The following is an 18297-nucleotide window of genomic DNA, read 5'->3' on the forward strand; positions in this document are numbered from 1 at the left end:
CCCTAGATTTTGCTAAGATGATAAGTTTACATATATTCTCATTTGTTCTTCTTTCACTATTTTTGGTATTGCTTTAAATACTTCATATTTTGAAATATTTTTTGGAAAAAATTTTTCTTCTAAAAATAGTTTAATTTCAGAATTGTTTTTTGCTTCTTCCTTTAATCGACTAAATGTATTTTTATTTGGCGAATTGTATTTTGTTGCTTCGAAGTTTGCATAAGATGTTTCATTTTCATATAGGAAGTTTATAAACTTATAAGCAAGTTCTTTATTAGGTGCATCTGATGGAATAACAATTACGTCAATCCAGAGATTTGTGTTTTCAGGTACATAAAAGTCTAAATTTGGATCTTTAAGCATTGCATCTAGTGCTTCTCCACTCCATGTTAATTGGATGGAGGCTTCATAATTAAGCATGAGTGATTTGGCAGCAATATCTGAAAAATAGCCTACTATTAAGGGAGCTTGTTTTTTTAATAGTTCTTCGGCTTTTTTAATTATTGATATGTTGTGTTCATTAAAGGAATAACCAAGTTTTTTAAGTGCTACTCCAATATTTTCTTTTGGAGAATCTAACATTGCAATTTCTTTTCTGTATTTTTCGTTAAATAATATGTCAAATCCATTCATATCTTTTATGTCAACTTTTGTTTTATTATAAAGTATTCCCATTAATCCCCAAAAGATAGGGACAGAGTAAATATTACCAGGATCATATTCTAGATTTTGAAATTCTTCTAACAAATTACTTTTTACATTTGGTAGTTTTGAATGGTCTAGAACTTCAATTTTGTTGGTATTTGCTAATTCTCCAACCAAATATTCTGATGGAACTATGATATCATAATAACCTTTTGTATTATTGAATTTTGCCATCATTTCTTCATTATTATTGAAACATTCATAGTTTATTTTTATATTGTTTTCTCTTTCAAATTGGATTAGTAGTTTTTCATCAATATATTCAGCCCAATTAAGAATATTGAGGGTGCTGCTTTTTCTGTTTTTAGAAGAACAAGATAACACTGTTAAAGTTATTATTAATATTAAAATTTTTTTCAAAATTAAACCCCTTTTTGCTAAATTTCTGTGTCTACTGTTAATTTTTTGATACCTACACATTTATTAATAATAAATAATAGACCAAGTATTACAAAAAATAGTATAGAAGAAATGACATTTATTATGGGTTTTATGCCTTTCTTAGTTAATGAATTTATAAGTATTGATAAGTTGTTAAATCCCTGTCCTGTTGTAAAAAATGATATTAAAAAATCATCAACTGATAGTGTGAATGCAATAAGGCCTCCAGTTACTACACTTCCAATTATTTCTGGATATATTATGTTTTTAAATATTTGACTCTCTGATGCCCCAAGATCTCGGGCTGCGTTGATAATATTTTCTGGAAGAGAATATAGTTTAGGTAAAATTATTATTATTATATAAGGAGTTGAGAAGATTATGTGTGACATTAGCATGGTAGTAAAACCCAGTTGAATTTTTATCAAGGAGTAAAATGTCATTAGGCTGATACCAGTTACAATGTCAGGATTAATTATTGGTATTTTATTTATTGATAACAGGATATTTTTTATCTTTTTATTTTTTGTTTTATAAATACTGTAAGCTCCCAAGACACCAATTACAATAGAGATTAGAGATGATATTATAGCCACTAGTAAAGTATTATATATGACTGTTCTTATTTTCTGTGATGCAAAGACTTCTTTATACCATTTTAGACTAAATCCTTGAAAAAAAAATCCATTGTCTCCTGCATTAAAAGAGTAAACTACTAGAATGAGTATTGGGGCATAAACGAATCCAAATATTAGAAATAAAAAAGCATTTTTTAGTATTTTTAGCATATTAATATCCTGATTTTACGTTGTTTTTTTGCATTAATTTAAGTATTATTAAATTGAATGTTAATATTACTATCATGACGATAAATGAAATAGAAGCTCCAGTATGCCAATCTTCTACAAATAAAAATTGTTTTTCAATTAAATTTCCAATTAAAATTTGTTTAGAGCCCCCTAGCAGATCTGAGATAATAAACACTGTAATTGAGGGGATGAATACCATTATTATTCCTGTTGCAAGATATGATAATGTTAATGGCAACTTTATATATAATAATATTTGCCACGTTCTTGCACCAAGGTCTCTTGCAGCTTCAATGTATTCATATTTTATTTTTGAGAGTCCTATATATATTGGTAAAACCATGAATGGTAAAAAGTTATATACCATGCCTATTATTACAGCTTTTTCATTGTAGAGCAATTCTATAGGTTTAAGTCCTATTGCTTCAAGCGCGTTATTAATAATTCCATTTTTGCCTAGTATTCTTATCCAAGCATAAGTTCTAAGTAGGGTATTAATCCACATAGGAAGTATTATCATTATTATAAGCATGTTCTGGATGTTTTTTTTTGACATGGATATAAACCATGCTGTAGGATATCCAATTAGCATACAAAAAATGGTTGTAATTAATGCAAAGTTTATGCTTCTGGAAAAAATTTTTAGGTAGCTTGGTTCTAACAATCTTGTAAAATTTGCAAAGGTGAGCTCGTTTTGTTCATTAAGAAATCCTAGAACTATTATTATTACTACTGGGAAGATAATAAAGATTGATAAGAATAAAATATATAATATTAAAATTATTCTATTCATTTTTATTATTCCTTGCACATTACATGAATATCATCAGGTCCTAATAAAATATCAACTTCTTTACCAACTTTTGTAAGTTTTGTACTTTGCACTAACCAATTAGATTGTTGAATTTTTATTGCCATTTCGTAGTGTACGCCTTGGAATATCGCTGAAGTAATTATTCCACTTAAATGTCCTTGGCCTTTTGGTAGTATTTTTACATCTTCTGGTCGTATTACTAGGTCAACGGGTTCTTTATTTTTAAATCCTTTATCAAGACATTCGAAATTTTTATCGAACATGCTAACAACGAATTCTTTTTCATACGTTCCTTCAAAAATATTGCTTTCTCCGATAAAACTAGCTACAAATTTTGTTTTGGGTTCATTATAGATTTCCTCAGGTGTTCCAATTTGAAGGATTATTCCTTCGTTCATTACTACTATTCTGTCACTCATTGTTAATGCTTCTTCTTGATCGTGCGTAACATAGATAAAGGTTATTCCAAGTTTTCTTTGTATTTTTTTAAGCTCTTTTTGCATTTCTTTTCTCATCTTCAAGTCAAGAGCTGAGAGTGGCTCATCTAATAGTAAAAGTTTCGGTTCCATAATTATTGCTCTTGCAATTGCTACTCTTTGTTTTTGTCCTCCTGATAATTCATTAATATTTCTATAGGCATATTTTTGCATATCAATTAAGGAAAGTACAGATTTTACTTTTTCTTTAATTAAGTTTTTACTTATCTTTTTCATTCTAAGTCCAAATGAGATATTGTCAAAAACATTCATATGCGGAAAGAGAGCATAATTTTGAAATACGGTATTGATCTCTCTTTTATTAGGTGTAATTTTTGAAATCTCTTTTGATAGGAAATAAATTTTCCCTTCATTTTGATTTAAAAAACCTCCTAATATTTTTATTAATGTTGTTTTTCCACATCCTGATGGACCAAGTAGGGTGATAAATTCATTTTTTTTAATTTTTAAGTTAATCTTATCTAGAGTTTTATTGCTACTATCAGTGTAATAATGACTTAAGTCTTTAATCTCTAGGATATAGCTATCCAACTAATTGGACCCTCCCTTTTTCATGTGTCTATTTGAACTACATCAAGAAGATTATACTTTATATTAATGCTTATGTAAATAATTTATTTGTTGTTATTATGACATTTTACGTCAAGTATAATTTTTCCAAATTTTCCTTCTCTGTATTCTTTTATTAGTATTTTTGATGCTCTCTCGAGATCTATTTTATATTTTTTATTTATAAATCCTCTTTTTCTTCCAAATTCTTCTAAAATTTTAAGTGAGTCTGTTGATGTTATATTATATTGTTCTAGGAATTTATTTTTATTATTTGTGTGCATTTTCTTAAGTAAATATAGTGCAAGTTCTGTATTGTCTATTATTTCGTTTTTTATCATATCTAGTATTGCAAGTTTTTTTGCAATGTCCTGGTTTTCTAAATTGTGCCATAAGATTCCTGGCATGTCGAAGATATTAATTTCTTCATTTACTTTTACTATTTGTATGTTTTTTGTGTGACCTGGTTTATTTGCAACACTTGTGCTTTTTTTCCCTACCAGTAGGTTAATTATTGATGATTTGCCAACATTTGGTACTCCAATTACTAAAACTTTTATTTTTTCTTTGTAATTTTTAATTTTTTTTACATTAGCTATTTTTTTTATATTGTATATTATTTGATTTTTTATTCTCTTTTTATATATGTTGGTAATTATTACATTATTACCAAGTATTTCAAAGTGTCCTTTCCATTTTAAAATTTCTCTTTCTTGTACGAGATCTGATTTGTTTAGAAGTATTATTTTATCTTTTTTTGAGTTTTCAATTATTTTTTCAATTAGTGGATTTTTGCTGCTAATTGGAGCTCTAGCATCAAGTATTTCTAACACAATATTTGTTTTCTTAAGGTTTGTCTGAATTAAGTCTAATGTTCTTTTCATATGACCAGGGAACCAATTGATTTTATTTGACATTGTTAAATTATAGCTTAATTTACGAAGATATAAAATTTTTGTTTTATATGCTTAAATTTATAGCTAATTGTATCTTTTTTAAAAATGATATAGTTTATAATTTAACATTTTTGAAAAATTAACTTATAAGAGGTTTTGATATTACTCTAGAAATTAAAAAGGTCTAATTGTTTCTTGTCAAGTACTTGAAGGTAACAGCTTTATTATGTCAAAGATGGCCTTAACTGATAAAGATGGGAGGGACGATTGGAATCAGAGCTAATGGTGTTTTAGATATTAATCGAATAAAATTAGAATTTTATGATAATATTTATGTTTTTATGCACCTACTATTATGAAATGGATGAACTTTATAAGAAGGGCTTGATATGACTGTTCTTAATGCTATTCTTAAGATATGTCTTGATAGTTTTTTTGTAAAAACAAATGTTTCAATCATTAACTAATAGTTAATTTTATCTCATTTAAAAATGATATACTTTATGATTTAACATTTTTGAAAAATTAATTTATAGGAGGTTTTGATATTATGCTAGAAATTAAAAAGGGTCTAATTGTTTCTTGTCAAGCACTTGAAGGAGAACCATTACATAGCAGCTTTATTATGTCAAAGATGGCCTTAGCTGCAAAGATGGGAGGGGCGATTGGAATCAGAGCTAATGGTGTTTTAGATATTAATCGAATAAAATTAGAAGTAGATTTACCCATAATAGGTATTATTAAAAAAGTTTATGATAATTTTCCTGTTTTTATTACACCTACCATTAAGGAAATTGATGAACTTTGCAAAGAAGGGGTTGATGTGATTGCTTTTGATGCTACTTTTAGAAGGCGTCCTGATGGTTTTTCGTTATCTGAATTTTTTTATAAAATTAAAGAAAAATATCCCAATCAGCTCTTGATGGCAGATATTTCTTCTTTGGAAGAAGCTATTAATGCAGATAGGCTTGGATTTGATTTTATTGGTACTACTTTATATGGGTATACAGAGGATACTGAAGGGTGCAATATTGCAGATAATGATTTTGAATTTTTAAAAAGTTTAATTAAATATAAGTTTAAATCAAGGTTAATAGTTGAGGGGAAAATTGATACTCCTCTTAAAGCTAAAAGGAGCGTTGAATTGGGAGTTGATTTGGTTGTTGTAGGTGGTGCCATTACACGACCTATGGAAATTACAAAGAAGTTTGTTGATAAAATGAGTGAGGTTAAGGAAATATAGAGAGTGTTTATTATGTTTAATGAGTCTCTTTTTTAGATATATAGGAGGGTTTTATGGGAAAATTTTTTGAGAATGCTCAAAAAGTTGGGCGTTCTTTTATGTTACCTATTTCTATTCTTCCTGCAGCAGGATTGTTTTTAGGTATTGGAGGTGCTTTTTCTAATCCAGCAACTATTAGTGCATATTCTTTTTTAGATGTGTTTGCTCTTCAATCAGTATTCAATGTAATGCGTGCTGCAGGTGCTATTATTTTTGTTAATTTGCCTCCGATATTTGCAATTGGGGTTGCTGTTGGTCTTGCAAAATCAGACAAAGGAACAGCGGGACTTGCTGCTTTTATTGGATATTTAGTTTTAAATGCTACTATTGGTGTTTTAGTTGAGATATTTGGAAAAGTTGAGGATTTCTCAAGCGGATCTGTTGGGTCAATACTTGGGATTAGAACTTTAGAAACAGGTGTTTTTGGTGGGATTATTGTTGGTGCTTTAACTTATTCTCTTCACAATAGTTTTAATAAGGTTGAATTTCCAAGAGTTCTTGGATTTTTTTCAGGTTCTAGGTTTATACCGATATTAGTGTCTTTTTCAAGTATGATTCTTGCTGTGTTTATGTTTATGTTTTGGCCTTTTGTTCAATTTGGAATTAGCAAGGTCGGTGTATTGGTAGAGGCTACTGGATATGTTGGTACTTTTATTTACGGTGTTTTTTTACGAATGATTGGGCCTTTTGGATTGCATCATATATTTTATTTGCCTTTCTGGACAACTGGTCTTGGTGGTTCTGAAATTATTAATGGTAGGTTAGTTGAGGGCACTCAGAATATATTTTTTGCGGAACTTGCATCTCAAGGTACTGGTAAATTTTTTGTTGGAACTAGTCGTTTCATGAGTGGAAGATTTATTACTATGATGTTTGGATTACCTGGTGCTGCTCTTGCTATTTATCGCCTTGCAAAGCCTAGTCAAAAGGCAAAAGTTTTTGGTCTTTTATGTTCGTCAGCTTTTACTTCTTTTTTAACAGGAATTACAGAACCCCTTGAATTTTCTTTTCTATTTGTAGCACCAGTTATGTATGTGCTCCATGCGATATTTGATGGTTTGGCATTTATGCTTGCTCATATTTTACAAATCACAATAGGACAGACTTTTTCTGGAGGATTTATTGATTTTATTCTTTTTGGAATTTTGCAAGGGAATTCAAGAACAAATTGGATTTTGGTCCCAGTGGTAGGTTTTTTTTGGTTCTTCTTATATTACTTTACTTTTACTTTTCTAATAACTAAATTTAACTATCAAACTCCTGGGAGAGAAGATATTATAGAATCTAAGAATGCACCTCTTTCTAATTCAGATGGAAAGGAAATCAATATTGCTTTTCAAGTAATTAAGGGTCTTGGAGGTTTTGATAATATTGTTGAACTTGATTGTTGTGCTACAAGACTTAGAGTTACTGTAAAAGATTCTGTGAAAGTGTTAAAAAATATTCTGGAGAGTACTGGAGCAAAGGGAGTTATTATCAGGGGTAGTGGAGTTCAGGTAATTTATGGGCCTGGTGTTAGTGTGCTTAAAAATGAAATTGAGGAAATTATGGGTAATTAATGATAGTTTGAATTTTATTTTAAGCAAGTGTATGCTTTTTAACATCACTTGCTTTTTATGTTTTTAATGAAATCGACCGAGTGTTTTGTTATATAAGATGTATTTTGGGCACTTCTATAGCTATGATTTCCGACAGGGACATGAGAGTGAATGTTTTCAATAAGAATCATGGGAAGTTCTTTTTTATATCCTCCATATTCTCTTATGAATTTATTTATTTTCTCAGGGTCTACTGTAGGATCGTTTGGGGAATAAATTATTGTTATTGGAGTTTGTATTTTGTCAAAACCATTAGAATTGATTAATTTAATAAGGCCCATCATTGCAATTATTGAGTCGACTTGTCGTGTTGGTGAATGAAATGTTTTAACCTCTTCGTGTTCTTTTCTTTTATTTTGTCTTATTGTAGGTTCATTATATCCGCCTGTTATAAGGTAGGCAATTTGACGTCCCCAAGGATAATAAATTAGGTTTGTTCTTTTATCTTTGGGATAGATATTAGGTGATATTAAAACAGAAGAGTGTATTTTGTCTGGATAGGTTTTTAATGCCCAAATAGTACAAGCCCCACCATTTGAAGTTCCAATTAGTATTAATTTTTTTCCTATTGACTGTCCAATTTGAATCGCTTCATCGATATCTCTTAACCAATCTTGAGTTTTGACATTTTTGAATGCATCTTTGCTTTTAATTCCATGTCCCTTGAGTCTTGTAAAGAAGATATTTGCATTTAATGCTTTTGCTATATTGTTTGGAACGGGGTAAATTTCATTTTTGGATGCTCCAAAGCCATGAATGTATACTACAGAGTATTCTGTTCTTTTTTTGTCTTTGTTCCATATGATTTCTTTTCTTGTGTTTTCTTCTAAATTAAACTTGGATTCTTCAATGAGTAAGTATTGATCAATTTCTTCAAGTGTATTAGGAATTTTAACTTTTGAGAATTCGTTCTTAAATTTTACTCTTGGGCTTACTAATATTAATAGAAGTAGGAATATAAAGATAAAAATAACGTTTTTTATGTTCATGGATTGTTTTCCTTTTGATTATTGTCATAGTCTATATTAGATTTTTCTTTTTTAGATTGTTGATGACAATTGTTACATGCCCCTGAATAAATAATTTCAATGGATTTAGTTTTCCATTCTTCTCCAAGTTTGTCTTTCAGAATATCTTTAATGTCATCAAGTTGGATGGGGTAAACTTGATTGCATTTGTTGCATTTAAAGTGAGCTATTGTAGAAGTCAAGCTTAAGTAGAACCTTGTTTCTTTTTGGTCGGTTGTTTTTATATCTTTTAGGATGTTACGCTCTTTCAAGATGTTCAATGTATTATACACTGTTGCTTTTGATAAACTAGGTATTTCTTTTATTAATTTGTTGTAAATTTCTTTTGCTGTAAAATACTCTCTTGGATTTGATGCAATGTGTAAAATTATTCTATTTCTTGAATGAGAGGCTTTCATGCCTAACTCGGTTGTTAATGATTTTAGTAAGATAGGGTCATTAGTAATTCCGACTTTTTCTAAAGTAGAATGTACCTCTGTTGTGTTGTTGTTCATATATAATACCCTTTATTATTTAAGATTAAGTACTTTAATGTCCTTATAAAAATAATTTTATAACGGTTTATTAATATTTTGCTACTGATAGCTATTTATTTTCATTTTTTTTTATATTTGGGTAAAAAAGTAGAGTTTTTATTTTTGAATTTATCTTTATTTTATTATCGAAATTGTTATTAATTGGTAGTAATAGCAAGTTTAAACTCAAAAAATAGTTTTTTAAATCTTCGGTTTTTACTGCATTGTAAGAACCTCCTATGTTTAAAATGAACCATCTCTTAAGACCTCTTTTTTCAATTTTGTAATTAATAGTGTATATAATATGTTTTTCGATATTTAAGAAGCTTATGAAAAAATTACTGCGTTGATCGTTTCCTTTAGATATTAAAAATTCTGTGCCATTAATATATCCTTTCATGTCTTTTTTTGTTTCAATAATTTTTTCATAAGTATCCAAATCACTGTATCTTGCAGTAATTTTTAAGTTCGCCCCTTTCTCTACTTCAAAAATAGGTATTTCAAAACTTGAATATTCAATTAAATAATTTGTGTTACTTGTCTTTGAACTTTTGTTATTACTATCTATAATAGAAGGCCATACTATTTTAATCGATATAAAAAAGCTTAAAAGACTTTCGTCTAGAAAGAAATCAATTATTGATTTTTCTTTTGTATTGAAATTTAAGTATTGTCTAATTCCTAAAATTTTCTCATTTGAAAATGAAAATGAACTTTCAATAGTTGGTTCTATAATTATGTTTTTTTTTGATAATATTTTAATATAGGTTCTGCAAGAATCTAAAAATTCAGCTTTTCTTTCTTTATATTTTATTTTGTTAAGTTTTCCCGATTCAAACTTAACATGATATTTTTCATGGGACAGTGTAAAATTGCCTTCCATGTTGTATTCAAGATTTTTACTTGTACTAGGCTCTAAGTTATTTGAATAATGTTCAAAATTTTTGTTAACTAAAAAGTCTTTTAAGGAGGTTTCGTTTATTTGGTATTCTTTTAGTCTTTTGTTTTGAAATTGTAATATTAATGATTGTTCTTTTAATGAATTAAACTCTGGAATTTCTAAGAGCTCTGTGATTATTTTTTTGCCTTCTAGATTTTGTATCTTGATACTGTAAAAGTTTGCTTCTAGCGCTTTTAGATACAGTAAAAAGTTTTTTAGTTCTTGGTTGTTATAGACGTCTTTAATTTCGTGAAAGTAAATAAGTGTATCTGTATTATATTTTTGTGTTTCAGGTTCTTGAATTTCTGATAAAAATTGACAATTGTTTTTATAAAAAACCAAATATTTTTTATTGTTTTTTGCAGTTCTTACTCCTTCTATGTAGTTAAAATTAAGTTTTCTATATAGTTCAAGTACTTTCTTTCTTAGTTTTTCCATATTGTATATGTAAAATGTATGTGGATTATCTTTAAATAAGTCTTTATATCCGCTTTTAAATGGATTTTTTAAAGCCCAGTATAAATCTACGTGTATTTCATTGTGTAACATGTATTCATGAGGATTGCCGCTGTATGTGCTTGGAATGTAAATATCTTCATTGTTTTTAAGCCTTTTAAAGAACCATTTGTTTAATTCTGGATTTAATTTTAAAATTTCAAAAAAGTATGTTGGAAATATCCAATGTATCTTGTAGTTTAGATTTTTATTTTCAATTAAATATTTGGTATTTGATAAGATGGAATATAATTTACTCTCTGCAAATGCAGTTATTGAAATGATAACAATGTAAGTTTTTGAATTTCTGAATTTTCTAAATATCATAAAAAATCTTTACATAAGTATATATAGATTAGTATAAATGGTATTGATTTTTCAGTAAATTCTTTTTAAGAGGTTTCTTTATTTTTATGTAATTTTAGCTTGATTAATGAATAAAAAAAATTTATATTTTTATAGTGATGCGTGTAAATAATAATATTTTATTTAACTTTAATTTTTATACTTAAGGAGTAAAATTTATGGCTAAAGACATATATTTTAATGAAGATGCTAGGAAAAATCTGCTCAGCGGCATTGAAAAATTATCAAATGCTGTAAAGGTAACTCTTGGTCCTAAAGGGAGAAATGTTTTAATTGATAAAAAATTTGGTTCTCCTACTGTTACAAAAGATGGAGTGAGTGTTGCTCGTGAGATTGAGCTTGATAATGCGTTTGAAAATATGGGAGCACAGCTTTTAAAAGAAGTTGCAATTAAGACAAATGATCTGGCTGGAGATGGAACTACTACGGCTACTGTGCTTGCTTATGCGATTGCAAGAGAAGGACTTAAAAATGTTTCTTCTGGAATTAATCCAATTGGAATAAAAAAAGGAATAGATCATGCTGTGACTTTAGCTGCTGATAAGATTCGCAAATCTGCTAAAAAAATTACTACTAAAGAAGAAGTTGCACAAGTGGCATCTATTTCTGCAAATAATGATACTTCAATAGGTGAAAAAATTGCTGAAGCAATGGATAGGGTTGGAAAAGATGGAGTTATTACTGTTGAAGAGTCAAAGACTTTTGATACTACAATTTCTTATGTTGAGGGAATGCAATTTGATAGAGGATATTTATCTCCTTATTTTTCTACAAATAAAGAAAATATGAGTGTAAACTTTGATGATGCTTACATCTTAATATGTGAAAAGAAAATTAGTACAATTAAAGAACTTTTGCCAATTCTTGAAAAAGTTTTAAATACAAATAAACCTTTGTTGATTATTGCTGAAGATATTGAGGGAGAGGCTCTTGCAGCGCTTGTTCTAAATAGCGTTCGTGGTGCTTTGAAGGTTTGTGCAATTAAAGCTCCTGGGTTTGGTGACAGACGCAAAGCAATTCTTGAAGACATTGCAATACTTACTGGAGGGGTGCTTGTTAGTGAGGAGTTGGGACTTACTCTTGAGAATATTGAACTTGAGCAGCTTGGACAATCTAAGTCAGTAAAAGTTGATAAAGATAATACTACAATTATTAATACTGGAAATAAAGAGCGAATAAAAGAGCGTGCTGAGCTTATTAAAAAACAAATTGAAGAAACAAGTTCTGAATACGATAAAGAAAAACTTCAAGAGCGTCTTGCAAAACTTGTTGGCGGAGTTGCTGTTATTAATGTTGGTGCTGTTACTGAATTGGAACTTAAGGAGAAAAAACATAGGGTTGAAGATGCTTTATCTGCGACTCGTGCTGCTGTTGAGGAAGGTGTTGTTCCTGGTGGTGGATCAACTCTTATTGAAGTTGCTATGTATCTTGATACAGTTGATACAAGTAAGCTTACTTATGAAGAGAAGCAAGGTTTTGAAATCGTAAAAAGGAGTCTTGAGGAGCCAATGAGACAAATAATATCTAATGCTGGATTTGAGAGCTCTGTTTATATTCATCAGATTAAAACTGAAAAGAAGGGACTTGGTTTTGATGCAGCTAACTTTAAATGGGTGAATATGATAGAGAGTGGTATAATTGATCCTGCCAAGGTTACAAGAAGTGCTCTTCAGAATGCAGCTTCAATTGCAGGATTGCTCTTGACAACAGAGTGTGCTATCACTGAAGTGAAGGAAGAAAAGAGTAGTGCTGGTGGTGGCGGCGGTTATCCTATGGATCCTGGAATGGGAATGATGTAAGTTAGTCTTATTTTTAGGTTTATTTGTTATAATATATTTGTATTGTTATGAGGAGCTAGATTTGAGTGAAAATGAGTTTGTTTTTTGTGTAGGTTATGATGGCTCTAAGGCAATAATAGATAAAGAGCTTTTAAGTCAGCATAAAGATAAGGGTGTAGAGGAGCTTTTGAATCTTGGATTTTATAGAAGCGCTTTTAGCAAGGCTCTTTGTAAAAATGATGATACTCTTATTAGATATTTAATTGAAGAGTATAATAAAATTAGTAAATCTAGTTATAGTAAAAAAGAGGAGCTTGAGCTCCTCTTTGGAGTAGTTTATCCGGATAATATTGCTAGTATAAAAGTTACTTATGTTTAAAAGTTAGGAAGTTTTATGTTTTTATTACAAGATTTTAGCCATAACAGTAGTTTTTTTCGAAGTTTGTTGGTTTTTATTCCTGTAATTGCTATATTTTGGTTTTTAGTAATATCTCCTCAGCGCAAAGAAGAGAAGAAAAAAAAGGAGATGATCAAGAACCTTAAAAAAGGAGATAAGGTTTTGACTATAGGTGGAATTTTTGGAGTTATTAAAAAGGTTAGTGATTCCGAGGTTTTACTTGAGCTTAATCCAACTTCTGAAGCAAAATTTATAAAAAGTTCAATTGAAAAGGTTATTTTTGACGACAGTAAAAGTAAAAATGCAGGCATTAAAATCAATTAATATAATATATAAATAAATATAATATATAATGTAATATTAGTTTAGACTAATATTTAGTTTAAATAAACTTAATAAGGGTGCTATTATATGAATAGAGTCTCCAAATTTATATTAATATTGTTTGTAACATCATTTGCTTATTTTTTAATATTTCCTACTTTAAGATGGTATTTTTTTACTAATGATGAAGATAAAAGAATTAGCTCTTATTCGAAAGAGGCTTTAAGAGATTATTCTAAGAGTAAAGCCTTGAGCTCTCTTATTCAACTTAAGGAATTATATCAAAAAGATCCCAATGGTCAGATTCCAGATGATTTAAAGTATTTAATTCCAATTTCAAAAAATAACTATAGAATTTATGGAAAAAATTTTCCCAAATCTTTTAATCTCAAAGCCTTAAGGAATGGATTTTTGACAGATGCTGATATTGAAGAACTTAGTCTTGAAATTTATAGGTATTATGAAAATATCAAGAAAAATAAAAACGGAATAATACAACTTGGACTTGATTTATCTGGTGGAATGAGTATTACTATTTCTCTTAATTACTCAGGTCTTGAACAAAAGTTAGGGAGAACTTTAAGTTCTTTGGAGAAGGAAGACGCTCTTGAGCGTACGATGCAAATACTTAAAGAAAGGGTAGATACCTTTGGGCTTACAGAACCTAAGATTACAAAGGAAGCAGGTGGAAGTAAAATTTTCTTAGATATTCCGGGAGAAAAGGATGAAAAACGTGTTGATTCTCTTTTAAGCGGTAAAGGTAATTTGACCTTTTATGTGATTGATAATGAGGCTACTTCTTTGCTTAATGATAGGGTCTTAGAGGCTGGACCCCTTTACTCTATTGCTGATATTAAGGATAGTATGAGATTTGGAGATAATAGGAAAATTTTTCCATTGTATGTTAAAGATTCTTATGGTATTGATGATGAATCTACAGTACGTTATTATGTTGTTGACTCTAGTATTGATAGTTCTTTTGATGGTTCTCATATTAGGGATGCTGGGATTTCAAACAATCATCAAACAGGTAAAGAGATTGTTACATTTAGTTTAGATAATGAGGGAAGTGAGAAGTTTTTTAGATTGACTCAAAGAAACGTTGGTAAAGCTTTGGCTGTGGTTATGGAGGGAAAAATTAAATCAGTGGCTAATATTAATCATGCTATTGCTGGTGGAAATGTTTCAATTCAGGGAGATTCTTTTGATAAAAGGGAAGCTAATGAGCTTGCACTTGTTTTTAAAACAGCGGCTTTCCCAGTTGAAATAAATATAGATGATCTAAGAATTATTGGACCGACTATTGGAGAGAAAACCGTTAAGCTTGGAATAAAGGCATCTCTTCTGGCTCTTGTTTTGGTTTTTTTGTTTATGTTTGTATATTATAAGATGAGTGGTTTTGTAGCAGCGTTTTCATTGGTTATTTATAATCTGTTTTTAATATTGGCAATGCTTTCGGCATTTAACTTTACTTTAACTCTTACAAGTATTGCAGGTCTTGTATTAACTATGGGTATGGCTGTTGATATTAATATAATTATTTATGAGCGGATTAAGGAAGAAATAAAAAATGGTCGAAAATTTGAAAGAGCATTTGAGGATGGTTTTAAAAAAGCTTTTTGGGCAATAATGGATTCGAATATTACAACATTTATTGCTGTGCTGTTTTTAACTCTTCTTGGAACGGGGCCTATTCAGGGTTTTGCATGGTCTTTGTCTATAGGAATTGTAGCATCACTTTTTAGTAGCTTAATCTTTTCAAGGTTTATTTTAGAATTTATTATGTCTTTAAGTAAAAATAAATGTGTAAGTATCTCTTGGAGTTCAAATTATGCAAAGGGTGTTTAATTTTTTTAATTATGGAAATAAAGTTATTATAGTTAGTTTTTGTATTATTTCCTTGGGCTTTATTTATACTTTTATGTATCATGGTGGATATAATTGGGGCATAGATTTTTCTTCAGGTGTTAGTATTAATTTTGTGATAGATAAAGTTGGTATTAAGGATTATGAAATAAAAAGATTACTCTCTTCAGTTTATAAAATATTTGATGTTAATGAAATTATTTCAAGTGATGCTTCTAAGAGCCATTTTTCCATTATAGTGAAGTCAGATATTACTGATTATGCTTTAAAAAAAGAGATTCAACGTACTTTAGTAGATAGGTTACATATGGAGTTTGGTGTTGATATTGAAATTCTTGATTCTTATTTTATTGATTCAAGTTTTTCATCTTTTTTAAGGGCAAAATCAATGTTATTGGTTTTTTTAACATTTACGCTTATTTTGATTTATGTAGCATTGAGATTTAGGTTAAGTTATGCTGTTTCATCAATCTTTGCAACGGTACACGACATACTTTTTGTAGTTGCTTTTTTAGGGGTTTTTAGAATAGAGATAAATAGCTCAATAATTGTTTCTATACTGACGATTATCGGTTATTCTTTAAATGACACAATAATTATTTTTGATAGAGTTAGAGAAAATTCTAAAAGTATTCCATATACTTCGTTTTTAAATGTTTTAAGTGTAAGTATTAGGCAAATTTTATCAAGGACCATTTTAACATCTATTACAACATTTGTTGTGGTGCTTTCTATTTATGTGTTTACTGAGGGTGCTATTAAAGATTTTGCTTTAATATTTATGGTAGGTGTTGTTGTTGGTACTTATTCTTCAATTTTTATAGCTTCTACTATTCTTTTAAGTTTTAATAAAAAAATTAAATAGATGTTTTGTTATAATATTGTGATATGAAGTTTTTTGATTTTGGCTCATTAGGATTTTATAGGTTTTTTGATTTTCAGAAACATTTAAATTTTAGTATTTTTAGATATGGTTTAATAAATTATTATTCTTATAAGGAACAATCAACTCTTATTAATGATGCCAATTTACTTAAAGGTAAAATTATATTTTTAGATAAAGCTCATCAAGATATTGCTAAAATTTCTTCTAGTACTTATTCGAAGATAAATGAGAGTTTAAATGTTAATAGGAAGATATTTTGTGATGTTTTAATTACTATTAAAGGTTTGATAAAAAAATATTATCCAGAGTCAGAATTTTTAGATTTAGAATGTGATTTGCTTTTAAATGACGAAGATACTTTTAATAAAAGTTTAGATAAGCTTAGATATTTGAATTTTAGAGTAGATCTTAAGAAGAAAATTGAGGAATTTGACAGAAAAAGTAAAACCCCATATTCGTGCATAAAAATTGCTACTTTTTTTATTAAGGAAGAGTTTTTAGAAAGACTTGCAAATTCGATTGATTTTTTTTCTAATGAAGCTAATAATAATAGTCTGGATTTGATCAATAAAGAAATAGGTGATTATTATGAAAGGGTGGAGAAGGTTAAGGTGAGCGAAAATATTAAAGACACACATAAAAAGTTTGTTATAGAGTATGCAAAAGAAAAAATATCAAAAATTATGAGGGAACATAGTCTTGATGTTTCTAAGTTACTTATTAAAATTTCTTTATTAGATATTACTATTCAGTGTTTTGAAAGTTATTATTTAAATTTATTAGAGGCCCTTAATGTTCTTTTTTCAATAAATAATATTATTGAGATTGGTTTGGATGAATTACCAGATGCTATTTTTAATGATTGGAATGAACTTGTTTATTTACGTAGGAGAGATTTTCAGAAACTTGTGTTAATATCAGATTATGTCTTTCAGAAGAGGATAATATCTGTTATCAATTCTGGGGGCTGGAAATTTACTTTCTTTAGTCTTTCACCTCGTCAAGGTGATATTATTCAGTTTGCAATAGATATTAACAAAAATTTTAATAACATTGAAGATGGAATTAAGGAATATGAACTTAAAATAAATAGGTTTAACGATCTCAAGCTTGATTGGGAAAAAAACTTAAAAAATTTTGATCATTTATTTATTTAAAATTTTTAATTATATAATTCCTTTAATCTTTCGTAAATTTTTTTTACTTCATCATTGATGATTTTGGGAACATCTACTATTAGCTTAACTTTAAGGTCTCCTTTAACAGTATTTCCAAGTGCAGGCATTCCAAGACCTTTTAAGATGAGTTTTTCTCCATTTTTTGTATCTTTTGGAATCTTTATTTTTATTTTTTTACCTTCAATTGTTTCAAAAATTTTTTCGCTACCCAAAGCTATTTCCCATGGATATACCCTAATTTTTGTTTCTAGATTTCGTTCCTTTAAGGTAAAATTTTTATAACTTGATATTTCAAATTTTATAATTAAGTTACTTCTTTTTCCAGATATTGGATTTATATTGCCTTTTCCATTGAACCTTAGTTGAGTAGTTGCACTTGTTCCTTTTGGAATATTGATTTCAATTTTTTCATTGTTTGTTAATATGGATTTTTTTCCTCCCATATAAGCGTCATATAGTGAGATTTTAATGGTTATCTCTTTATCTTTAAGTATTCCTTTTGTAGAGCTTCCAAAAATGTTTGAGAATAATTCGAAATTTTCAAAATGGTGAAAGCTAGTGTTTTTGAATCCTTTACTAAAGGATTCTGTGTTAAAATTATTATTAAAATCTGCGCTTCCAAAATTATCATAGTTGTTTTTTTTTTGTGGAGATGAGAGGACTTCATATGCTTCATTTATTTCTTTAAATTTTTCTTCAGCAAATTTGTTTCCTTTGTTTTTATCAGGGTGGTATTTTATGGCTAGTTTTTTGTAAGCTTTTTTGATTTCTTCCGTTGTAGCATCTTTTTGTATGCCAAGTATTTTGTAGTAATCTTTAGACATTCAAACCTCTTGCTTTTATTTTCCGTTTTATATCTAAGTTATTTGATTTCATTATAATTAATGCTATCATTATATATATTATAATTAATGCTATCATTATATATATTATAATTAAACTTAAATTTTTTAAAGACTGTTTGTACAATAGTGAGTTTTTTACGTTTGAGTG

General features: G+C 28.6%; 17 protein-coding genes. 8 read left to right on the plus strand and 9 right to left on the minus strand.

Features of this window, described 5'->3' with window-relative positions; genetic code table 11:
- Positions 1–12: 12 nt before the first annotated feature.
- The 5 genes from K5Q05_RS03145 to ylqF all read right to left on the minus strand — a co-directional run bounded on the left by K5Q05_RS03145 (position 13) and on the right by ylqF (position 4672).
- A complete protein-coding gene (locus K5Q05_RS03145; RefSeq protein ID WP_025443568.1) occupies positions 13–1065 on the minus strand; it encodes an ABC transporter substrate-binding protein in 1053 nt (350 codons plus the stop codon).
- 17 nt (positions 1066–1082) lie between these two features.
- The gene (locus K5Q05_RS03150; protein WP_025443567.1) at positions 1083–1874 is read right to left on the minus strand and encodes an ABC transporter permease; all 792 of its coding nucleotides are present in this window, start codon (positions 1872–1874) and stop codon (positions 1083–1085) included.
- Position 1875: 1 nt separating this feature from the next.
- Positions 1876–2688, minus strand: coding sequence for an ABC transporter permease (locus tag K5Q05_RS03155; protein WP_025443566.1), 813 nt, complete (start codon positions 2686–2688; stop codon positions 1876–1878).
- 5 nt (positions 2689–2693) lie between these two features.
- Positions 2694–3737 carry an ABC transporter ATP-binding protein gene (locus tag K5Q05_RS03160; RefSeq protein WP_025443565.1) on the minus strand — a complete coding sequence of 348 codons (1044 nt, stop codon included), beginning with the start codon at positions 3735–3737 and terminating at the stop codon, positions 2694–2696.
- A gap of 83 nt (positions 3738–3820) precedes the next feature.
- Positions 3821–4672, minus strand: a complete 852-nt coding sequence (gene ylqF, locus K5Q05_RS03165; protein WP_025443564.1) for a ribosome biogenesis GTPase YlqF — start codon at positions 4670–4672, stop codon at positions 3821–3823.
- Between the two features lie 529 nt (positions 4673–5201).
- Between ylqF and K5Q05_RS03170 the strand changes: the two genes are divergently transcribed.
- Together K5Q05_RS03170 and K5Q05_RS03175 are read left to right on the plus strand one after the other, a co-directional pair.
- Positions 5202–5894 (plus strand): N-acetylmannosamine-6-phosphate 2-epimerase, encoded by a 693-nt coding sequence (locus K5Q05_RS03170; RefSeq protein ID WP_044003331.1) that lies wholly within the window; start codon positions 5202–5204, stop codon positions 5892–5894.
- 53 nt (positions 5895–5947) lie between these two features.
- Positions 5948–7492 (plus strand): PTS transporter subunit EIIC, encoded by a 1545-nt coding sequence (locus tag K5Q05_RS03175; RefSeq protein WP_025443562.1) that lies wholly within the window; start codon positions 5948–5950, stop codon positions 7490–7492.
- 44 nt (positions 7493–7536) lie between these two features.
- On the opposite strand, the gene K5Q05_RS03180 is transcribed toward K5Q05_RS03175, so the two are convergent.
- The 3 genes from K5Q05_RS03180 to K5Q05_RS03190 all read right to left on the minus strand — a co-directional run bounded on the left by K5Q05_RS03180 (position 7537) and on the right by K5Q05_RS03190 (position 10833).
- Positions 7537–8520 carry an alpha/beta hydrolase gene (locus K5Q05_RS03180; RefSeq protein ID WP_025443561.1) on the minus strand — a complete coding sequence of 328 codons (984 nt, stop codon included), beginning with the start codon at positions 8518–8520 and terminating at the stop codon, positions 7537–7539.
- The gene (locus K5Q05_RS03185; RefSeq protein ID WP_025443560.1) at positions 8517–9053 is read right to left on the minus strand and encodes a ferric uptake regulation protein; all 537 of its coding nucleotides are present in this window, start codon (positions 9051–9053) and stop codon (positions 8517–8519) included. Before K5Q05_RS03185 ends, K5Q05_RS03180 begins: the two co-directional genes overlap by 4 nt.
- Before the next feature lie 91 nt (positions 9054–9144).
- Entirely contained in the window at positions 9145–10833 is a 1689-nt protein-coding gene (locus K5Q05_RS03190) for a hypothetical protein (protein WP_025443559.1), read from the minus strand.
- A gap of 200 nt (positions 10834–11033) precedes the next feature.
- Between K5Q05_RS03190 and groL the strand changes: the two genes are divergently transcribed.
- The 6 genes from groL to K5Q05_RS03220 all read left to right on the plus strand — a co-directional run bounded on the left by groL (position 11034) and on the right by K5Q05_RS03220 (position 17283).
- The gene (groL, locus tag K5Q05_RS03195) at positions 11034–12674 is read left to right on the plus strand and encodes a chaperonin GroEL (RefSeq protein ID WP_099497064.1); all 1641 of its coding nucleotides are present in this window, start codon (positions 11034–11036) and stop codon (positions 12672–12674) included.
- A gap of 61 nt (positions 12675–12735) precedes the next feature.
- Complete coding sequence (locus K5Q05_RS03200; protein WP_025443558.1) at positions 12736–13032, plus strand: hypothetical protein; 297 nt, start codon at positions 12736–12738, stop codon at positions 13030–13032.
- A gap of 15 nt (positions 13033–13047) precedes the next feature.
- Positions 13048–13374, plus strand: coding sequence for a preprotein translocase subunit YajC (yajC, locus tag K5Q05_RS03205; protein WP_025443557.1), 327 nt, complete (start codon positions 13048–13050; stop codon positions 13372–13374).
- Between the two features lie 87 nt (positions 13375–13461).
- Positions 13462–15222: a protein translocase subunit SecD gene (secD, locus tag K5Q05_RS03210; RefSeq protein WP_025443556.1), complete on the plus strand. Its 1761-nt coding sequence runs from the start codon at positions 13462–13464 to the stop codon at positions 15220–15222.
- Entirely contained in the window at positions 15206–16105 is a 900-nt protein-coding gene (gene secF, locus K5Q05_RS03215) for a protein translocase subunit SecF (RefSeq protein ID WP_025443555.1), read from the plus strand. Before secD ends, secF begins: the two co-directional genes overlap by 17 nt.
- Before the next feature lie 23 nt (positions 16106–16128).
- On the plus strand, positions 16129–17283 hold the full coding sequence (locus K5Q05_RS03220) for a hypothetical protein (protein ID WP_025443554.1): 1155 nt from the start codon (positions 16129–16131) through the stop codon (positions 17281–17283).
- Positions 17284–17288: 5 nt separating this feature from the next.
- Here K5Q05_RS03220 and K5Q05_RS03225 read toward each other — a convergent pair whose 3' ends face one another.
- Positions 17289–18128, minus strand: a complete 840-nt coding sequence (locus K5Q05_RS03225) for a DnaJ C-terminal domain-containing protein (RefSeq protein ID WP_099497063.1) — start codon at positions 18126–18128, stop codon at positions 17289–17291.
- Positions 18129–18297: the final 169 nt, after the last annotated feature.

This window comes from Borrelia miyamotoi (assembly GCF_019668505.1).
GTDB classification, from domain to species: Bacteria; Spirochaetota; Spirochaetia; order Borreliales; family Borreliaceae; genus Borrelia; species Borrelia miyamotoi.

Excerpts from the sequence above, each read along its gene's own strand:
- K5Q05_RS03220 (WP_025443554.1), top strand. The coding sequence starts at position 16,129 with ATGAAGTTTTTTGATTTTGGCTCATTAGGATTTTATAGGTTTTTTGAT.
- K5Q05_RS03175 (WP_025443562.1), top strand. The coding sequence starts at position 5,948 with ATGGGAAAATTTTTTGAGAATGCTCAAAAAGTTGGGCGTTCTTTTATG.
- K5Q05_RS03150 (WP_025443567.1), bottom strand. The coding sequence starts at position 1,874 with ATGCTAAAAATACTAAAAAATGCTTTTTTATTTCTAATATTTGGATTC.
- groL (WP_099497064.1), top strand. The coding sequence starts at position 11,034 with ATGGCTAAAGACATATATTTTAATGAAGATGCTAGGAAAAATCTGCTC.
- ylqF (WP_025443564.1), bottom strand. The coding sequence starts at position 4,672 with ATGTCAAATAAAATCAATTGGTTCCCTGGTCATATGAAAAGAACATTA.
- K5Q05_RS03225 (WP_099497063.1), bottom strand. The coding sequence starts at position 18,128 with ATGTCTAAAGATTACTACAAAATACTTGGCATACAAAAAGATGCTACA.
- secF (WP_025443555.1), top strand. The coding sequence starts at position 15,206 with ATGCAAAGGGTGTTTAATTTTTTTAATTATGGAAATAAAGTTATTATA.
- K5Q05_RS03185 (WP_025443560.1), bottom strand. The coding sequence starts at position 9,053 with ATGAACAACAACACAACAGAGGTACATTCTACTTTAGAAAAAGTCGGA.
- secD (WP_025443556.1), top strand. The coding sequence starts at position 13,462 with ATGAATAGAGTCTCCAAATTTATATTAATATTGTTTGTAACATCATTT.
- K5Q05_RS03170 (WP_044003331.1), top strand. The coding sequence starts at position 5,202 with ATGCTAGAAATTAAAAAGGGTCTAATTGTTTCTTGTCAAGCACTTGAA.
- K5Q05_RS03180 (WP_025443561.1), bottom strand. The coding sequence starts at position 8,520 with ATGAACATAAAAAACGTTATTTTTATCTTTATATTCCTACTTCTATTA.
- yajC (WP_025443557.1), top strand. The coding sequence starts at position 13,048 with ATGTTTTTATTACAAGATTTTAGCCATAACAGTAGTTTTTTTCGAAGT.
- K5Q05_RS03155 (WP_025443566.1), bottom strand. The coding sequence starts at position 2,688 with ATGAATAGAATAATTTTAATATTATATATTTTATTCTTATCAATCTTT.